This is a genomic window from Streptomyces sp. NPDC050145 (genome assembly GCF_044460245.1).
Lineage (GTDB): Bacteria > Actinomycetota > Actinomycetes > Streptomycetales > Streptomycetaceae > Streptomyces.
Genome location: NZ_JBITJS010000028.1, coordinates 1 through 15,577, shown reverse-complemented (window position 1 = coordinate 15,577; position 15,577 = coordinate 1). Strand labels below are relative to the sequence as shown.

Genomic DNA, 15,577 nt, shown 5'->3' with positions numbered 1-15,577 from the left:
CCCCCGTAGCAAGCAGGAGCCGGAGATGTTCGAGGCCGTCGAGGACCTGATCGGTGAGCACGCCGATCTGGAGAAGAAGCTCGCGGACCCGTCGGTGCACGCCGACCAGGCCAACGCGCGCAAGCTCAACAAGCGCTACGCCGAGCTCACCCCGATCGTCGCGACCTACCGCTCCTGGAAGCAGACCGGCGACGACATCGAGACGGCCCGTGAACTGGCCGCCGACGACCCGGACTTCGCGGCCGAGGTCAAGGAACTCGACAAGCAGCGCGAGGAGCTCACCGAGAAGCTGCGGCTCCTCCTGGTGCCCCGCGACCCGTCCGACGACAAGGACGTGATCCTCGAGATCAAGGCCGGCGCCGGCGGCGACGAGTCCGCCCTGTTCGCCGGGGACCTGCTGCGCATGTACCTGCGCTACGCGGAGCGCGTCGGCTGGAAGACCGAGATCATCGACTCCACCGAGTCCGAGCTGGGCGGCTACAAGGACGTCCAGGTCGCCGTGAAGACCAAGGGCGGCAACGGGGCGACCGAGCCCGGCCAGGGCGTCTGGGCCCGCCTCAAGTACGAGGGCGGCGTCCACCGCGTCCAGCGCGTGCCCGCGACCGAGTCGCAGGGCCGCATCCACACCTCCGCCGCCGGCGTCCTCGTCACGCCCGAGGCCGAGGAGGTCGATGTCGAGATCAACATGAACGATCTGCGCATCGACGTCTACCGCTCCTCCGGCCCCGGCGGCCAGTCCGTCAACACGACGGACTCCGCCGTCCGCATCACGCACCTCCCCACCGGCGTGGTCGCCTCCTGCCAGAACGAGAAGAGCCAGCTGCAGAACAAGGAGCAGGCGATGCGTATCCTGCGCTCCAGGCTCCTCGCCGCGGCCCAGGAGAAGGCCGAGGCCGAGGCCGCGGACCAGCGCCGCAGCCAGGTTCGAACGGTCGACCGCTCCGAGAAGATCCGTACGTACAACTTCCCGGAGAACCGCATCTCGGACCACCGCGTCGGATTCAAGGCGTACAACTTGGACCAGGTGCTCGACGGTGAGCTCGACGCCGTGATCCAGGCGTGCGTCGACGCGGACTCGGCCGCGAAGCTCGCCAACGCGTAACACCCCTGTACGCCCACAGCTCAGCCCGGAGGACCAGCGTGAACCTGCTGCTCGCGGAAGTGGCCCAGGCCACCCAGCGGCTGGCCGACGCCGGCGTGCCCTCGCCGCGCAACGACGCGGAGGAGCTCGCCGCCTTCGTGCACGGCGTCAAGCGGGGCGAGCTGCACACCGTCAAGGACGCGGACTTCGACGCCCGGTACTGGGAGGTCACCGCCCGCCGCGAGGCGCGCGAGCCGCTCCAGCACATCACCGGGCTCGCCTACTTCCGCTACCTGGAGCTGCAGGTCGGACCCGGCGTCTTCGTGCCCCGCCCCGAGACCGAGTCGGTCGTCGGCTGGGCCATAGACGCCGTACGCGCCATGGACGTCGTCGAGCCCCTCATCGTCGACCTGTGCACCGGGTCCGGCGCCATCGCGCTCGCCCTCGCCCAGGAGGTGCCGCGCTCGCGCGTCCACGCCGTGGAGCTGTCCGAGGACGCCCTCAAGTGGACCCGCAGGAACGTCGAGGGGTCCAGGGTCGACCTGCGCCAGGGCGACGCCCTGGACGCCTTCCCCGACCTCGACGGCCAGGTCGACCTGGTGGTCTCCAACCCGCCGTACATCCCGCTCACCGAGTGGGAGTACGTGGCGCCGGAGGCCCGCGACCACGACCCCGACATGGCGCTGTTCTCCGGCGAGGACGGGCTCGACCTGATCCGCGGCATCGAGCGCACCGCCCACCGGCTGCTGCGCCCCGGCGGCGTCGTCGTCATCGAGCACGCCGACACCCAGGGCGGCCAGGTCCCGTGGATCTTCACCGAGGAGCGCGGCTGGGCCGACGCCGCGGACCACCCGGACCTCAACAACCGGCCGCGCTTCGCGACCGCCCGCAAGGCGATGCCGTGAGCACCGACCACACTTCCGTACAGGCACTTGAGCAGGAGGCCCGCTAGATGGCACGGCGTTACGACACCAACGACGCGACGGACCGCGCCACCGGTCTGCGCGAAGCCGCGTCCGCCGTCCGCCGCGGCGAGCTGGTCGTGCTGCCCACCGACACCGTCTACGGCATCGGGGCCGACGCGTTCACCCCCGAGGCGGTCGGTGACCTCCTGGAGGCCAAGGGCCGCGGCCGCAGCATGCCCACCCCGGTCCTGATCGGCTCGCCGAACACGCTGCACGGCCTCGTCACGGACTTCTCCGAGATGGCCTGGGAGCTCGTCGACGCGTTCTGGCCCGGCGCGCTCACGCTCGTCGCCCGGCACCAGCCGTCCCTGCAGTGGGACCTGGGGGAGACGCGGGGCACCGTCGCCGTGCGCATGCCGCTGCACCCGGTCGCCATCGAGCTGCTCACCGAGGTCGGCCCCATGGCCGTCTCCTCCGCGAACCTGACGGGCCACCCGGCCCCCGAGAACTGCGACGCCGCCCAGGAGATGCTCGGCGACTCCGTCTCCGTGTACCTCGACGGCGGCCCCACCCCGGGCATCGTCCCGTCCTCCATCGTCGACGTCACCGGCAAGGTGCCGGTCCTGCTGCGCGAGGGCGCGCTGACCGCCGACGAGTTGCGCAAGGTGGTACCCGATCTCGAGGTGGCGAATTGACAGCCCCTGAGACGGGGCGTGGCATAGGCACCGCGTACGGGGAGCCGATCGTGCTCCCCGGCGACTGCTTCCGCATCCTCCACGTCAGCACCGGCAACGTGTGCCGCTCGCCGATCACCGAGCGGCTGACCCGGCACGCCCTCGCGGACCGGCTCGGCGACCCGCTGGCCGGCGGGCTGATCGTGGAGAGCGCGGGCACCTGGGGACACGAGGGCGCGCCCATGGAGGCCAACGCCGAGACGGTCCTCACCGACTTCGGCGCCGACCCCTCCGGCTTCGTCGGCCGCGAGCTCCTCGACGACCACGTCATCCGCGCCGACCTCGTCCTCACCGCGACCCGGGACCACCGCGCCCAGGTCATCTCCATGGGCCACAGCGCGGGCCTGCGCACCTTCACCCTGAAGGAGTTCACGCGCCTCGTGCAGGCCATAGACCCGGCGACCCTGCCCGACCCCCGGGACCTCCCCGCGGGCGGCGTGGTGGAGCGCGCACGGGCCCTGGTGCGTGCCGCGGCGGCTCTACGCGGGTGGCTTCTCGCGCCGAGCGTCGAGGCGGACGAGGTGTACGACCCGTACGGCGCACCCCTGCCGTTCTTCCGCTCGGTCGGCTCGGAGATCAGCGAGGCGCTCGACCCCGTCGTCAGCGCGCTCACCGGCGTCACCAGGTAGGCCCCTTCGGCCGCGCCGAGCCCAGGCGCACCACGGCCCCCGGCCCTACATTGGAGGCACCCCTTCCACCCGCGAGGCCGGGAGCCGAAGATGCCGGTGATCACAGACCCTGCCCCTCTGGCCGAGCTGCTGCGCCACGATCCCGAGATGGCCGAGGTCATCCTCGCCGAGGCCGCGCGCCAGGCCGACTCGCTCCAGCTGATCGCCGCCGAGAACTTCACCTCGCCCGCGGTCCTGGAGGCCCTCGGCTCGCCGCTGGCCAACAAGTACGCGGAGGGGTATCCCGGCGCCCGTCATCACGGCGGCTGCGAGCTCGTCGACATGGCCGAGCGCATCGCCGTGGAGCGCGCCAAGGCCCTGTTCGGCGCCGAGCACGTCAACGTCCAGGCGCACAGCGGCTCCTCCGCCGTCCTCGCCGCGTACGCCGTGCTGCTGCGCCCCGGCGACACCGTCCTCGCGATGGGGCTGCCCTCCGGCGGTCACCTCACGCACGGCTCCCCGGCGAACTTCTCGGGCCGCTGGTTCGACTTCGTGCCCTACGGGGTCGACCCGGAGAGCGGACTGATCGACTACGACCGGGTGCACGCCATCGCCCGCGCCCACCGCCCCAAGGCGATCGTCTGTGGCTCGATCTCGTACCCCCGGCACATCGACTACGCGGCCTTCCGCGCCATCGCCGACGACGTGGGCGCCCACCTCATCGCCGACGCCGCGCACCCCATCGGGCTCGTCGCCGGGGGAGCGGCGCCCAACCCCGTCCCGTACGCCGACATCGTCTGCGCCACCACGCACAAGGTGCTGCGCGGGCCGCGCGGCGGGATGCTGCTGTGCGACGCGGAGCTCGCGGACCGGGTGGACCGCGCGGTGTTCCCGTTCACCCAGGGCGGCGCGCAGATGCACACGATCGCGGCGAAGGCCGTCGCGTTCGGAGAGGCGTCGACCCCGGCGTTCAGCGGGTACGCGCACCAGGTGGTGGCCAACGCGCGGGTGCTCGCGGGCGCGCTGGAGGCGGAGGGCTTCGGCGTCACCACCGGCGGCACCGACACGCATCTGGTCACCGTCGACCCGTCCCCGCTCGATGTCCCCGGACCGCTCGCCCGCGGCCGGCTCGCCTCCGCCGGTATGGTCCTCGACACCTGTGCGCTGCCCTACGGCGACGGGCGCGGCCTGCGCCTGGGCACCGCGGCCGTCACCACGCAGGGCATGGGCGAGGCGGAGATGGCCCGGATCGCGGTGCTCTTCGCCGGGGTCGTACGGGACGATCTCGACCTGCGTGTGGCCCGGGAAGAGGTCCGTGACCTGGCCGGATCCTTTCCCCCGTATCCGGCTTCGTACCAGGCGTCGTAGCCCGCGCGAGACGGGGTAGGCGTCCCCGCGGGACCACCCGGAGGCGGGTGCCCGAGTGCCACGGTGGCGTCACAGGGACGTCACTCGTGCAACCATCGTCGCTACCCGGAAGTCCTCACTCCCAACCACGCGAAGCTAGGGTGTGGGGCTGAGATGGCCAGCGATACCTGTGGGGAAGCCCGTGCGTGAATACCTGCTGACGCTCTGCATCACGGCCGCGGTGACCTATCTGCTCACAGGCCCGGTGCGGAAGTTCGCGATCGTGGCCGGCGCGATGCCGGAGATCCGGGCACGAGACGTGCACCGGGAACCCACGCCGCGGCTCGGCGGTATCGCCATGTTCTTCGGACTGTGCGCGGGCCTGCTGGTCGCGGACCACCTCACCAACCTCGACCAGGTCTTCGACTCGTCGAACGAGCCGCGCGCCCTGCTCTCGGGCGCCGCGCTGATCTGGCTGATCGGTGTCCTCGACGACAAGTTCGAGATCGACGCCCTGATCAAGCTCGGCGGCCAGATGATCGCCGCCGGCGTCATGGTCATGCAGGGCCTGACGATCCTGTGGCTGCCGGTCCCGGGCGTCGGCACGGTCTCGCTGACCCAGTGGCAGGGCACGCTCCTCACGGTCGCGCTCGTCGTCATCACCATCAACGCGGTGAACTTCGTCGACGGCCTCGACGGCCTCGCCTCCGGCATGGTCTGCATCGCCGCCGCCGCGTTCTTCCTGTACGCGTACCGCATCTGGTACGGCTACGGGATCGAGGCCGCGGCCCCCGCGACGCTGTTCGCGGCGATCCTCATGGGCATGTGCCTGGGCTTCCTCCCGCACAACATGCATCCGGCGCGCATCTTCATGGGCGACTCCGGCTCGATGCTGATCGGCCTGGTCCTCGCGGCCGGCGCCATCTCCATGACGGGGCAGATCGACCCGGACGCGCTGCGCCTCAACCTCGGCGGCAGCACCCGGGACACGACCCACGCGATGCTCCCCGTCTTCATCCCGCTGGTGATGCCCCTCACGGTCATCGCGATCCCGTTCGCCGACCTGGTCCTCGCGATCGTGCGCCGCACCTGGAACGGCCAGTCGCCCTTCGCCGCCGACCGCGGCCACCTCCACCACCGGCTCCTGGAGATCGGCCACTCGCACTCCCGCGCGGTGCTGATCATGTACTTCTGGTCGGCGCTCATCGCCTTCGGCACGGTCGCGTACTCGGTGCACTCCGCGTCGGGGATGTGGGTGATGCTGACGATCGTCGCCCTGAGCTTCGTGGGCCTGGTCCTCCTCCTGCTCCCCCGCTTCACCCCCCGCGCCCCGCTCTGGGCCCAGCACCTGGTCCCGCCCCGCTACCGCCGCAGGCCCCCGCAGCCGGACGCCCAGGACGCGGCCCCGGACGCCCCCACCACCCCCGAGCCCGAACCGACCCCGGTCCCCGCCGGCGTCAACGGAGCGACCGCGATCGGCGGCCGCTCGCGCTTCATGGACCGGCGCAAGGCGGAGTCGTCGCGCTGAACCCTGAGCGACCCGTTGCACACGAGGCGTGAGTGAATTCCTGGTCCGTGACGGACTTCCTGCGATAGCAATGTGCATGCCATTGGGGGAGTGCCGCCCCTGACCAGGGCGGTGCGTCCCACTCGTTCATGAGTGGAGGTATGACATGCGCAAATCTGTAGCGCTGGGAGTGGCTGTCGTGGCGTTCAGCGGTTCGCTGGCGTTCACGGGAGCGACCGCTGTGGCCGCACCTCAGGTGCAGGCCGTTCCGTCCGGAGAGGTCAGCGTCCTGGGTGCCGTGCCGGGCTGCGTCAAGGTCAAGAGGACCACGCAGGACGAGGGGTACAAGACCTACAAGGTCACGAACAAGTGCTCCGGCACGAAGAAGCTCAAGGGCCTCTTCAAGTACGGCTACGACTCCGCGTGCACACCGGTGAAGAAGAACAAGACGGCCCTGCTCTCGTCCATCCAGCCTTGGGTCGGGTGGGACAAGGTCGTGACCTGCTGACGCCGGCGCGCGCCGTGTGACGGCTTCTGAGCGGTAGTTGACGCCCCTGGGATCCCTTGTTCGGATCCCGGGGGCGTCAACATGTCGGCAGGGCGCCCCTGGGTTTGCGCGGCGGCATCGGCGGCTGGCGAGAGTCAAATTGCCCCAATACAGGAAAAAACAGCAACGCGCATGCACAGACGGGCGAGTTCCCTCTCATGTGTGACGGTTGGCACACCATCTAGGTAAAGACCGCATCAAATAGTTTGTGATACCGTTCACGAGAACCGGGGATAGCGCCGAAAGACCGTAGTGCGACGGTCCGTTGGCCCGAAGAACCCTCTCGACCCCGGACTACGCTCGTCCATGACGACACCTGCCCCCACCAGCAAGCGGAGCTGCCGCCATGCCGTCCAATGACGCACGGACTCTTGTACACATCGCTGTGCCCACAGCTGCCGTCGGCGCTCTCGCCGTCGTGATCAGTGCTGTGGTCGCCGGCGGCAAGGGTGCGCTCGGTGCGGTCATCGGCACGCTGGTGGTCATCGCCATCATGGGCGTGGGGCTCGTGGTGCTCGAACGCACTGCTAAATCGCTTCCGCACCTGTTCCAGATGATGGGACTCATGCTGTACGCGGCGCAGTTGCTGCTCATGGTGGTCTTCATCGCACTGTTCAAGGACGCGACGTTCTTCAACCCGAAGGCGTTCGCCATCACGCTGGTGGTGGCCACGCTCACGTGGATCGCCGCGCAGACGCGCGCCCACATGAAGGCCAAGATCCTCTACGTCGAACCCGATGAGCAGAAGGGCGACAAGCCCGAGAACACGGGGTCGAAGTCGTGAACCGTAGGGGCGGGATAAAGGCGGGTTCGCGACCCTGCTATCGTCCGGTGCCAACTGCGGCATCGCGGACGCGGGCATCCGAGCTGACGCCTGCACCAGCGCGAGGCTCGAAGCCCAACTGCCGCCCCCACATCCGTAACACCAGTCCCGTGCCGAACTGCGGCCCTGCGCCGCGCCGACACAACGAGGTTGCCGTACCTATGCGCCACGCTGAAGGAGCCCGCGGTGAGTGCTGACCCGACGCAGGTGCTCGCCTTCGAGACCGACTGCCACCTTTTTGACGGGTGTGCCTTTCCGGCTCCTGGCCTGCACTCGTTCATGTTCGAGCCCCTCTGGGGCGACGCGGACAGCAACTTGTACTTCAACAAGACGATGCTGCTGGCGCTGCTCGGCTCGATCATCGTCGTGGGCTTCTTCTGGATGGCCTTCCGCAAGCCGAAGGTCGTCCCGGGCAAGCTCCAGATGGTGGCCGAGGCCGGCTACGACTTCGTGCGCCGCGGCATCGTCTACGAGACGATCGGCAAGCGCGAGGGCGAGAAGTACGTACCCCTCGTCGTCTCGCTCTTCTTCTTCGTCTGGATGATGAACCTCTGGTCGATCATTCCGATCGCCCAGTTCCCGGTCACGTCGATCATTTCGTACCCCGCGGTCCTCGCTGGGATCGTGTATGTCACGTGGGTCTCGCTGACGTTCAAGCGGCACGGCTTCGTCGGCGCGTTCAAGAACTTCACCGGCTTCGACAAGTCGCTCGGTCCGGTCGCCTACCTGGCCGCCTTCATCGAGCTCTTCTCGAACCTCCTGGTCCGCCCGTTCACGCACGCGGTCCGACTGTTCGCGAACATGTTCGCCGGTCACACCCTGCTGCTGCTCTTCACGATCGCCAGCTGGTACATGCTGAACGGCATCGGCATCGCCTACTCCGGTGTCAGCTTCATCATGGTCATCGTGATGACCGCCTTCGAGCTGTTCATCCAGGCTGTCCAGGCGTACGTCTTCGTTCTGCTGACGTGCACCTTCATCCAGGGCGCGCTCGCCGAGCACCACTGATCAAGCCCTGCTCCACCCCTTAGTCGTCCGGTGGCCAACCCCCACCGGTCCGTAAAGAGAAGGAAGAACTGGCATGTCCCAGACCCTCGCTGCTGTCACCGGCGACCTCGGCTCCGTCGGTTACGGTCTCGCTGCCATCGGCCCCGGCGTCGGCGTCGGCATCATCTTCGGTAACGGTACCCAGGCTCTTGCCCGTCAGCCCGAGGCCGCCGGCCTGATCCGTGCCAACCAGATCCTCGGCTTCGCCTTCTGTGAGGCGCTCGCCCTGATCGGTCTGGTCATGCCGTTCGTCTACTAGACGAACCGGACGACCAAGCCTCATTAGACGAAAGGCACTGATGTGAACCCCCTGGTTCAGCTGGCAGCGGAAGGTGCGGAGAACCCGCTCATTCCGCCGATCCCTGAGCTCGTGATCGGCTTTATCGCCTTCGTCATCGTCTTCGGCTTCCTCGCCAAGAAGCTCCTCCCGAACATCAACAAGGTTCTGGACGAGCGTCGCGAGGCCATCGAAGGCGGTATCGAGAAGGCCGAGGCCGCTCAGACCGAGGCCCAGAGCGTGCTTGAGCAGTACAAGGCTCAGCTCGCCGAGGCCCGGCACGAGGCCGCGCGGCTGCGCCAGGAGGCGCAGGAGCAGGGCGCCGCTCTCATCGCCGAGATGCGTGCGGAAGGCCAGCGGCAGCGTGAGGAGATCATCGCCGCAGGTCACGCCCAGATCGACGCCGACCGCAAGGCCGCCGCTCAGGCGCTGCGTCAGGACGTTGGCCAGCTGGCCACCGACCTGGCCGGCAAGCTGGTCGGCGAGTCCCTCGAGGACCACGCCCGGCAGTCGCGCACGATCGACCGCTTCCTCGACGAGCTCGAGGAGAAGGCAGAGGCTGCTCGATGACGGCCCACGGAGCGAGCCGCGAGGCTCTCGCCGCCGCGCGTGAGCGCCTGGACGCGCTGACCGACTCCACGTCGGCCGACGCCAAGGCGCTGGCCGGCGACCTGGCCGCGGTGACCGCGCTGCTCGACCGCGAGGTGTCGCTGCGTCGGGTCCTGACCGACCCGGCGCAGGCCGGTGACGCCAAGGCCGAGCTGGCGACCCGCCTGCTCGGCGGCCAGGTCAGCGGCCCGGCCGCCGACCTGGTGGCCGGTCTGGTCCGCTCCCGTTGGTCGGCGTCCCGCGACCTCGTCGACTCCCTCGAGGAGCTGGCGGACATCGCGGACCTCACCGCGGCGCAGAAGCGCGGTGAGCTGGACGACGTCGAGGACGAGCTGTTCCGCTTCGGACGGATCGTCGCCTCCAACATCGAGCTGCGTGCCGCGCTGACCGACAAGGCCGCTTCGGCCTCGGTGCGTGGCGAGCTCGTGACGCGCCTCCTCGGCGGCCGGGCCATGCCCACCACCGAGCGTCTGGTCGAGCGTCTTGTGACCGCGCCTCGTGGACGTAGCCTGGAAGGGGGACTCGAGTCCCTCTCCAAGCTCGCCGCCGAGCGCCGGGAGCGCATGGTGGCGGTCGTCACCACCGCGGTCCCGCTGAGCGACCCGCAGAAGCAGCGCCTGGGTGCGACCCTGGCGAAGCTCTACGGCCGCCAGATGCACCTCAACCTCGACGTGGACCCCGAGGTCCTCGGCGGGATCAAGGTGCAGGTGGGCGACGAGGTCATCAACGGCTCGATCGCGGACCGCATCGAGGAGGCCAGCCGCCGTATGGCCGGCTGACCGACTCACCACGTACTACCTACGGCCCTAGTTGGCCGTGCAGAGAATTCCTGGGGGCTGACCCCAGACCCCCCAAGAAGACTTTCGGGCCCAACAAGGAGAGCAGGGAACCCAGATGGCGGAGCTCACGATCCGGCCGGAGGAGATCCGGGACGCGCTGGAGAACTTTGTCCAGGCGTACAAGCCGGACGCGGCCTCGCGCGAGGAGGTCGGTACGGTCACCCTTGCCGGCGACGGCATCGCGAAGGTCGAGGGTCTGCCCTCGGCCATGGCCAACGAACTGCTGAAGTTCGAGGACGGCACCCTCGGTCTCGCCCTCAACCTCGAGGAGCGCGAGATCGGTGCGATCGTCCTCGGCGAGTTCAGCGGCATCGAGGAGGGTCAGCCGGTCTCCCGTACCGGTGAGGTCCTCTCGGTAGGCGTCGGCGAGGGCTACCTGGGTCGCGTCGTCGACCCGCTCGGCAACCCGATCGACGGCCTCGGCGAGATCGAGACCAGCGGTCGCCGCGCCCTCGAGCTGCAGGCTCCGGGCGTCATGGCCCGCAAGTCGGTGCACGAGCCGATGGAGACCGGCTACAAGGCCGTCGACGCGATGACCCCCGTCGGCCGTGGTCAGCGTCAGCTGATCATCGGTGACCGCCAGACCGGCAAGACCGCCCTGGCCGTCGACACGATCATCAACCAGCGTGACAACTGGCGCACCGGCGACCCGAAGAAGCAGGTCCGCTGCGTCTACGTCGCCATCGGTCAGAAGGGCTCCACCATCGCCTCCGTGCGTGGTGCGCTCGAAGAGGCCGGCGCGCTGGAGTACACGACCATCGTCGCCGCCCCGGCGTCCGACCCGGCCGGCTTCAAGTACCTGGCGCCGTACACCGGTTCGGCCATCGGTCAGCAGTGGATGTACGAGGGCAAGCACGTCCTCATCATCTTCGACGACCTGTCGAAGCAGGCCGACGCCTACCGCGCCGTGTCCCTGCTGCTCCGCCGCCCGCCGGGGCGCGAGGCCTACCCGGGTGACGTCTTCTACCTGCACTCGCGTCTGCTCGAGCGCTGCGCGAAGCTCTCGGACGAGCTGGGTGCCGGTTCGATGACGGGTCTGCCGATCGTGGAGACCAAGGCGAACGACGTCTCGGCGTTCATTCCGACCAACGTCATCTCCATCACCGACGGTCAGTGCTTCCTCGAGTCCGACCTGTTCAACGCCGGTCAGCGCCCCGCGCTGAACGTCGGTATCTCGGTCTCCCGCGTGGGTGGTTCCGCCCAGCACAAGGCCATGAAGCAGGTCTCCGGTCGTCTCCGTCTGGACCTGGCCCAGTACCGCGAGCTGGAGGCCTTCGCCGCCTTCGGTTCCGACCTGGACGCCGCGTCGAAGGCGCAGCTGGAGCGCGGTCAGCGTCTGGTCGAGCTGCTCAAGCAGGCTCAGTACCAGCCGATGGCCACCGAGGACCAGGTCGTCTCCGTCTGGGCCGGCACCACCGGCAAGATGGACGACGTGCCGGTCTCCGACATCCGCCGCTTCGAGAAGGAGCTCCTGGAGCACCTGCACCGCAAGGAGCAGGGCCTCATGACCTCCATCAAGGAGGGCGGCAAGATGTCGGACGACACGCTTCAGGCCGTCGGCGAGGCCATCGCGGACTTCAAGAAGCAGTTCGAGACCTCGGACGGGAAGCTTCTCGGCGAGGACGCTCCGGCCGCCGCCGGTAAGTGACGACGGAAGGGACCTGACTCATGGGAGCCCAGCTCCGGGTCTACAAGCGTCGCATCCGATCCGTCACCGCGACCAAGAAGATCACCAAGGCGATGGAGATGATCGCCGCCTCGCGTGTCGTCAAGGCGCAGCGCAAGGTGGCGGCCTCCACGCCGTACGCGACCGAGCTCACGCGCGCGGTCACGGCGGTGGGGACCGGGTCGAACACCAAGCACCCGCTGACGACCGAGGCGGAGACGGCGAGCCGTTCCGCGGTGCTGCTCCTCACGAGCGACCGCGGTCTGGCCGGCGCTTTCAACTCCAACGCCATCAAGGCGGCGGAGCAGCTCACGGCGCGTCTCGAGGCCGAGGGCAAGCAGGTCGACACGTACATCGTCGGCCGCCGCGGTCTGGCCCACTACAACTTCCGCGAGCGCAAGGTCGCGGAGTCGTGGTCGGGCTTCACCGACGAGCCCACGTACGCGGACGCCAAGACGGTCGCGGGCCCGCTGATCGAGGCCATCGAGAAGGACACGGCCGAGGGCGGCGTGGATGAACTCCACATCGTCTACACCGAGTTCGTCTCGATGATGACGCAGACGGCCATCGACGGCCGGCTGCTGCCGCTCAGCCTCGAAGAGGTGGCGGAGGAGTCGTCCACGAAGGACGAGATCCTGCCGCTGTACGACTTCGAGCCGTCGGCGGAGGACGTCCTCGACGCCCTGCTGCCCCGGTACGTCGAGAGCCGTATCTACAACGCGCTGCTGCAGTCGGCTGCTTCCAAGCACGCCGCCACGCGCCGCGCGATGAAGTCGGCGACCGACAACGCGGGAGAGCTCATCAACACGCTCTCCCGACTTGCCAACGCGGCCCGCCAGGCCGAAATCACCCAGGAAATCAGCGAGATCGTCGGTGGCGCCAGCGCCCTGGCCGACGCGAACGCGGGGAGTGACAAGTAATGACGACCACTGTTGAGACCGCGACGGCCACGGGCCGCGTCGCCCGGGTCATCGGCCCGGTCGTCGACGTGGAGTTCCCCGTCGACGCGATGCCGGAGATCTACAACGCCCTGCACGTCGAGGTCGCTGACCCGGCGCAGGACGGCGAGAAGAAGACCCTGACGCTCGAGGTCGCCCAGCACCTCGGTGACGGCCTGGTCCGCGCCATCTCCATGCAGCCCACCGACGGTCTGGTCCGCCAGGCCCCGGTGACCGACACGGGTGCCTCCATCACCGTGCCGGTCGGTGACTTCACCAAGGGCAAGGTGTTCAACACCCTCGGCGAGGTCCTGAACGTCAACGAGACGTACGAGGGCGAGCGCTGGGGCATCCACCGCAAGGCTCCGAACTTCGACGAGCTCGAGTCGAAGACCGAGATGTTCGAGACCGGCATCAAGGTCGTCGACCTTCTCACCCCGTACGTCAAGGGTGGAAAGATCGGCCTGTTCGGCGGTGCCGGCGTCGGCAAGACGGTGCTCATCCAGGAGATGATCTACCGCGTCGCCAACAACCACGACGGTGTCTCCGTGTTCGCCGGTGTCGGTGAGCGCACCCGTGAGGGCAACGACCTCATCGAGGAAATGGCCGACTCGGGCGTCATCGACAAGACCGCGCTTGTCTTCGGTCAGATGGACGAGCCGCCGGGCACCCGTCTGCGCGTGGCCCTCGCGGGTCTGACCATGGCGGAGTACTTCCGCGATGTGCAGAAGCAGGACGTGCTGTTCTTCATCGACAACATCTTCCGCTTCACGCAGGCCGGTTCCGAGGTGTCGACCCTTCTCGGTCGTATGCCCTCGGCCGTGGGTTACCAGCCGAACCTGGCCGACGAGATGGGTCTCCTCCAGGAGCGCATCACGTCGACCCGTGGTCACTCGATCACCTCGATGCAGGCGATCTACGTCCCCGCGGACGACCTGACCGACCCGGCCCCGGCCACCACGTTCGCCCACCTCGACGCGACGACGGTTCTCTCCCGTCCGATCTCCGAGAAGGGCATCTACCCGGCCGTGGACCCGCTGGACTCCACGTCCCGCATCCTGGACCCCCGCTACATCGCGGCGGACCACTACAACACCGCCATGCGCGTCAAGACGGTGCTGCAGAAGTACAAGGACCTCCAGGACATCATCGCGATCCTCGGTATCGACGAGCTCGGCGAGGAGGACAAGCTCACCGTCCACCGCGCCCGTCGCGTGGAGCGCTTCCTGTCCCAGAACACCCACGTCGCCAAGCAGTTCACCGGCGTCGACGGGTCGGACGTCCCGCTGGACGAGTCGATCGTGGCCTTCAACGCGATCATCGACGGTGAGTACGACCACTTCCCGGAGCAGGCGTTCTTCCTGTGCGGTGGCATTGAGGACCTCAAGGCCAACGCCAAGGAGCTCGGCGTCTCCTGAGCCTCGTGCTCTCTGGGAGGGCCGGGTGTGTCCCGGCCCTCCCGCAACGCCCACTAGACTTTGACCCAACACCCGGCAGCGAATGCCGCCGGGTGGTGACCCGAGGAGCCCACCTTGGCTACTGAGCTGCACGTCGAGCTCGTCGCCGCGGACCGGAGTGTCTGGTCCGGCGAGGCCACCCTGGTCGTCGCACGCACCACGTCCGGCGACATCGGCGTCATGCCCGGTCACCAGCCGCTGCTCGGTGTGCTGGAGTCGGGCCCCGTGACGATCCGTACGAGCGACGGAGGGACGGTCGTGGCTGCGGTCCACGGCGGTTTCATCTCGTTCGCGGACAACAAGCTGTCGTTGCTGGCCGAGATCGCCGAGCTGTCGGACGAGATCGATGTCCAGCGTGCGGAGCGGGCGCTGGAGCGCGCGAAGTCGGACGCGGACGCGTCCGCCGAGCGGCGCGCCGATGTCCGACTGCGTGCGGTGGCGGTTCGCTGACCTCAGCGAGCCCCAGGACGTGCCTCAGCCGCGGCCCGGTCCGGAGTTGATCTCCGGACCAGGTCGCGGCTGAGGCGGTATACAACTGTTTTTGCTGTTCCGTTATCAGGCGTTGGATCCGTCGCGAAGCGAGGAGGTCGGTACAGATGGTCCTCGTTGTCGCGTTGTGTGTGGTCGCGGTCGTCGTCCTCGTACTGCTGGGGCTGTTCGTCTTCGGGTTGCGGCGGCGGCTGATCCAGCGCTCGGGCGGTACGTTCGACTGCTCGCTGCGGTGGGACGCGCCGGCCCGCGAGGCGGACGACGCCTCCGGCAAGGGCTGGGGATACGGCATCGCCCGCTACAACGGGGACCGGGTCGAGTGGTTCCGCGTCTTCTCCTACGCGCCCCGGCCGCGGCGGGTTCTGGAGCGGGCCGCGATCGAGGTCACCGGACGGCGGGCCCCCGAGGGCGAGGAGGAGCTCGCGCTCCTGTCCGACGCCATTGTTCTGGCCTGTACGCATCGAGGCGCTCGGCTTGAGCTGGCCATGAGCGAGGATGCGCTCACCGGTTTCCTCGCGTGGCTGGAGGCGGCGCCTCCGGGGCAGCGCGTGAACGTGGCCTGAGCTTTCAGGTACCGGGTCTTCGGCTGCGGGTTTCGTCGTGGGGGGGGGGGGGGGGGGGGGGGGGGGGGGGGGGGGGGGGGGGGGGGGGGGGGGGGGGGGGGGGGGGCGCGGGGGGGGGGGGGGGGGGGGCGGCGGCGCGC

The 15,577-nt window shown here is 69.0% G+C and carries 17 protein-coding genes; all 17 read left to right on the top strand.

Annotated elements, in window-relative coordinates:
* Positions 1–25: 25 nt before the first annotated feature.
* Positions 26–1,102, top strand: coding sequence for a peptide chain release factor 1 (gene prfA / locus ACIBTU_RS36925; RefSeq protein ID WP_399131108.1), 1,077 nt, complete (start codon positions 26–28; stop codon positions 1,100–1,102).
* Between the two features lie 38 nt (positions 1,103–1,140).
* Positions 1,141–1,986: a peptide chain release factor N(5)-glutamine methyltransferase gene (gene prmC, locus ACIBTU_RS36920; protein ID WP_399131107.1), complete on the top strand. Its 846-nt coding sequence runs from the start codon at positions 1,141–1,143 to the stop codon at positions 1,984–1,986.
* Between the two features lie 47 nt (positions 1,987–2,033).
* Positions 2,034–2,681 carry an L-threonylcarbamoyladenylate synthase gene (locus tag ACIBTU_RS36915; protein WP_399131106.1) on the top strand — a complete coding sequence of 216 codons (648 nt, stop codon included), beginning with the start codon at positions 2,034–2,036 and terminating at the stop codon, positions 2,679–2,681.
* On the top strand, positions 2,678–3,349 hold the full coding sequence (locus ACIBTU_RS36910) for a protein-tyrosine-phosphatase (protein WP_399131105.1): 672 nt from the start codon (positions 2,678–2,680) through the stop codon (positions 3,347–3,349). Before ACIBTU_RS36915 ends, ACIBTU_RS36910 begins: the two co-directional genes overlap by 4 nt.
* A 90-nt stretch (positions 3,350–3,439) precedes the next feature.
* Positions 3,440–4,696, top strand: coding sequence for a serine hydroxymethyltransferase (gene glyA / locus ACIBTU_RS36905; protein WP_399131104.1), 1,257 nt, complete (start codon positions 3,440–3,442; stop codon positions 4,694–4,696).
* 181 nt (positions 4,697–4,877) lie between these two features.
* Entirely contained in the window at positions 4,878–6,203 is a 1,326-nt protein-coding gene (locus tag ACIBTU_RS36900) for an MraY family glycosyltransferase (protein WP_399131103.1), read from the top strand.
* Positions 6,204–6,348: 145 nt separating this feature from the next.
* Positions 6,349–6,690, top strand: coding sequence for a hypothetical protein (locus ACIBTU_RS36895; RefSeq protein WP_399131102.1), 342 nt, complete (start codon positions 6,349–6,351; stop codon positions 6,688–6,690).
* Positions 6,691–7,075: 385 nt separating this feature from the next.
* Positions 7,076–7,513: a hypothetical protein gene (locus ACIBTU_RS36890; protein ID WP_399131101.1), complete on the top strand. Its 438-nt coding sequence runs from the start codon at positions 7,076–7,078 to the stop codon at positions 7,511–7,513.
* 225 nt (positions 7,514–7,738) lie between these two features.
* Positions 7,739–8,560, top strand: a complete 822-nt coding sequence (gene atpB / locus ACIBTU_RS36885; RefSeq protein ID WP_399131100.1) for a F0F1 ATP synthase subunit A — start codon at positions 7,739–7,741, stop codon at positions 8,558–8,560.
* A 73-nt stretch (positions 8,561–8,633) separates the two neighbouring features.
* Positions 8,634–8,858, top strand: coding sequence for an ATP synthase F0 subunit C (gene atpE / locus ACIBTU_RS36880; protein ID WP_018521144.1), 225 nt, complete (start codon positions 8,634–8,636; stop codon positions 8,856–8,858).
* Positions 8,859–8,900: 42 nt separating this feature from the next.
* On the top strand, positions 8,901–9,446 hold the full coding sequence (locus ACIBTU_RS36875; RefSeq protein WP_399131099.1) for a F0F1 ATP synthase subunit B: 546 nt from the start codon (positions 8,901–8,903) through the stop codon (positions 9,444–9,446).
* The gene (locus ACIBTU_RS36870; RefSeq protein ID WP_399131098.1) at positions 9,443–10,264 is read left to right on the top strand and encodes a F0F1 ATP synthase subunit delta; all 822 of its coding nucleotides are present in this window, start codon (positions 9,443–9,445) and stop codon (positions 10,262–10,264) included. Before ACIBTU_RS36875 ends, ACIBTU_RS36870 begins: the two co-directional genes overlap by 4 nt.
* A gap of 115 nt (positions 10,265–10,379) precedes the next feature.
* Positions 10,380–11,972, top strand: a complete 1,593-nt coding sequence (gene atpA, locus ACIBTU_RS36865; RefSeq protein ID WP_399131097.1) for a F0F1 ATP synthase subunit alpha — start codon at positions 10,380–10,382, stop codon at positions 11,970–11,972.
* A 20-nt stretch (positions 11,973–11,992) separates the two neighbouring features.
* Positions 11,993–12,910 (top strand): F0F1 ATP synthase subunit gamma, encoded by a 918-nt coding sequence (locus ACIBTU_RS36860; RefSeq protein WP_399131096.1) that lies wholly within the window; start codon positions 11,993–11,995, stop codon positions 12,908–12,910.
* Complete coding sequence (gene atpD, locus ACIBTU_RS36855; protein WP_399131095.1) at positions 12,910–14,346, top strand: F0F1 ATP synthase subunit beta; 1,437 nt, start codon at positions 12,910–12,912, stop codon at positions 14,344–14,346. The genes ACIBTU_RS36860 and atpD overlap by 1 nt, the downstream gene beginning before the upstream one ends.
* A 114-nt stretch (positions 14,347–14,460) precedes the next feature.
* Positions 14,461–14,835, top strand: a complete 375-nt coding sequence (locus ACIBTU_RS36850) for a F0F1 ATP synthase subunit epsilon (RefSeq protein WP_399131094.1) — start codon at positions 14,461–14,463, stop codon at positions 14,833–14,835.
* Positions 14,836–14,981: 146 nt separating this feature from the next.
* Positions 14,982–15,437 (top strand): DUF2550 domain-containing protein, encoded by a 456-nt coding sequence (locus ACIBTU_RS36845; RefSeq protein WP_399131093.1) that lies wholly within the window; start codon positions 14,982–14,984, stop codon positions 15,435–15,437.
* Positions 15,438–15,577 lie beyond the last annotated feature (140 nt).

Excerpts from the sequence above, each read along its gene's own strand:
- prfA (WP_399131108.1), top strand. The coding sequence starts at position 26 with ATGTTCGAGGCCGTCGAGGACCTGATCGGTGAGCACGCCGATCTGGAG.
- ACIBTU_RS36915 (WP_399131106.1), top strand. The coding sequence starts at position 2,034 with ATGGCACGGCGTTACGACACCAACGACGCGACGGACCGCGCCACCGGT.
- glyA (WP_399131104.1), top strand. The coding sequence starts at position 3,440 with ATGCCGGTGATCACAGACCCTGCCCCTCTGGCCGAGCTGCTGCGCCAC.
- ACIBTU_RS36895 (WP_399131102.1), top strand. The coding sequence starts at position 6,349 with ATGCGCAAATCTGTAGCGCTGGGAGTGGCTGTCGTGGCGTTCAGCGGT.
- ACIBTU_RS36890 (WP_399131101.1), top strand. The coding sequence starts at position 7,076 with ATGCCGTCCAATGACGCACGGACTCTTGTACACATCGCTGTGCCCACA.
- atpE (WP_018521144.1), top strand. The coding sequence starts at position 8,634 with ATGTCCCAGACCCTCGCTGCTGTCACCGGCGACCTCGGCTCCGTCGGT.
- ACIBTU_RS36870 (WP_399131098.1), top strand. The coding sequence starts at position 9,443 with ATGACGGCCCACGGAGCGAGCCGCGAGGCTCTCGCCGCCGCGCGTGAG.
- atpA (WP_399131097.1), top strand. The coding sequence starts at position 10,380 with ATGGCGGAGCTCACGATCCGGCCGGAGGAGATCCGGGACGCGCTGGAG.
- ACIBTU_RS36860 (WP_399131096.1), top strand. The coding sequence starts at position 11,993 with ATGGGAGCCCAGCTCCGGGTCTACAAGCGTCGCATCCGATCCGTCACC.
- atpD (WP_399131095.1), top strand. The coding sequence starts at position 12,910 with ATGACGACCACTGTTGAGACCGCGACGGCCACGGGCCGCGTCGCCCGG.
- ACIBTU_RS36845 (WP_399131093.1), top strand. The coding sequence starts at position 14,982 with ATGGTCCTCGTTGTCGCGTTGTGTGTGGTCGCGGTCGTCGTCCTCGTA.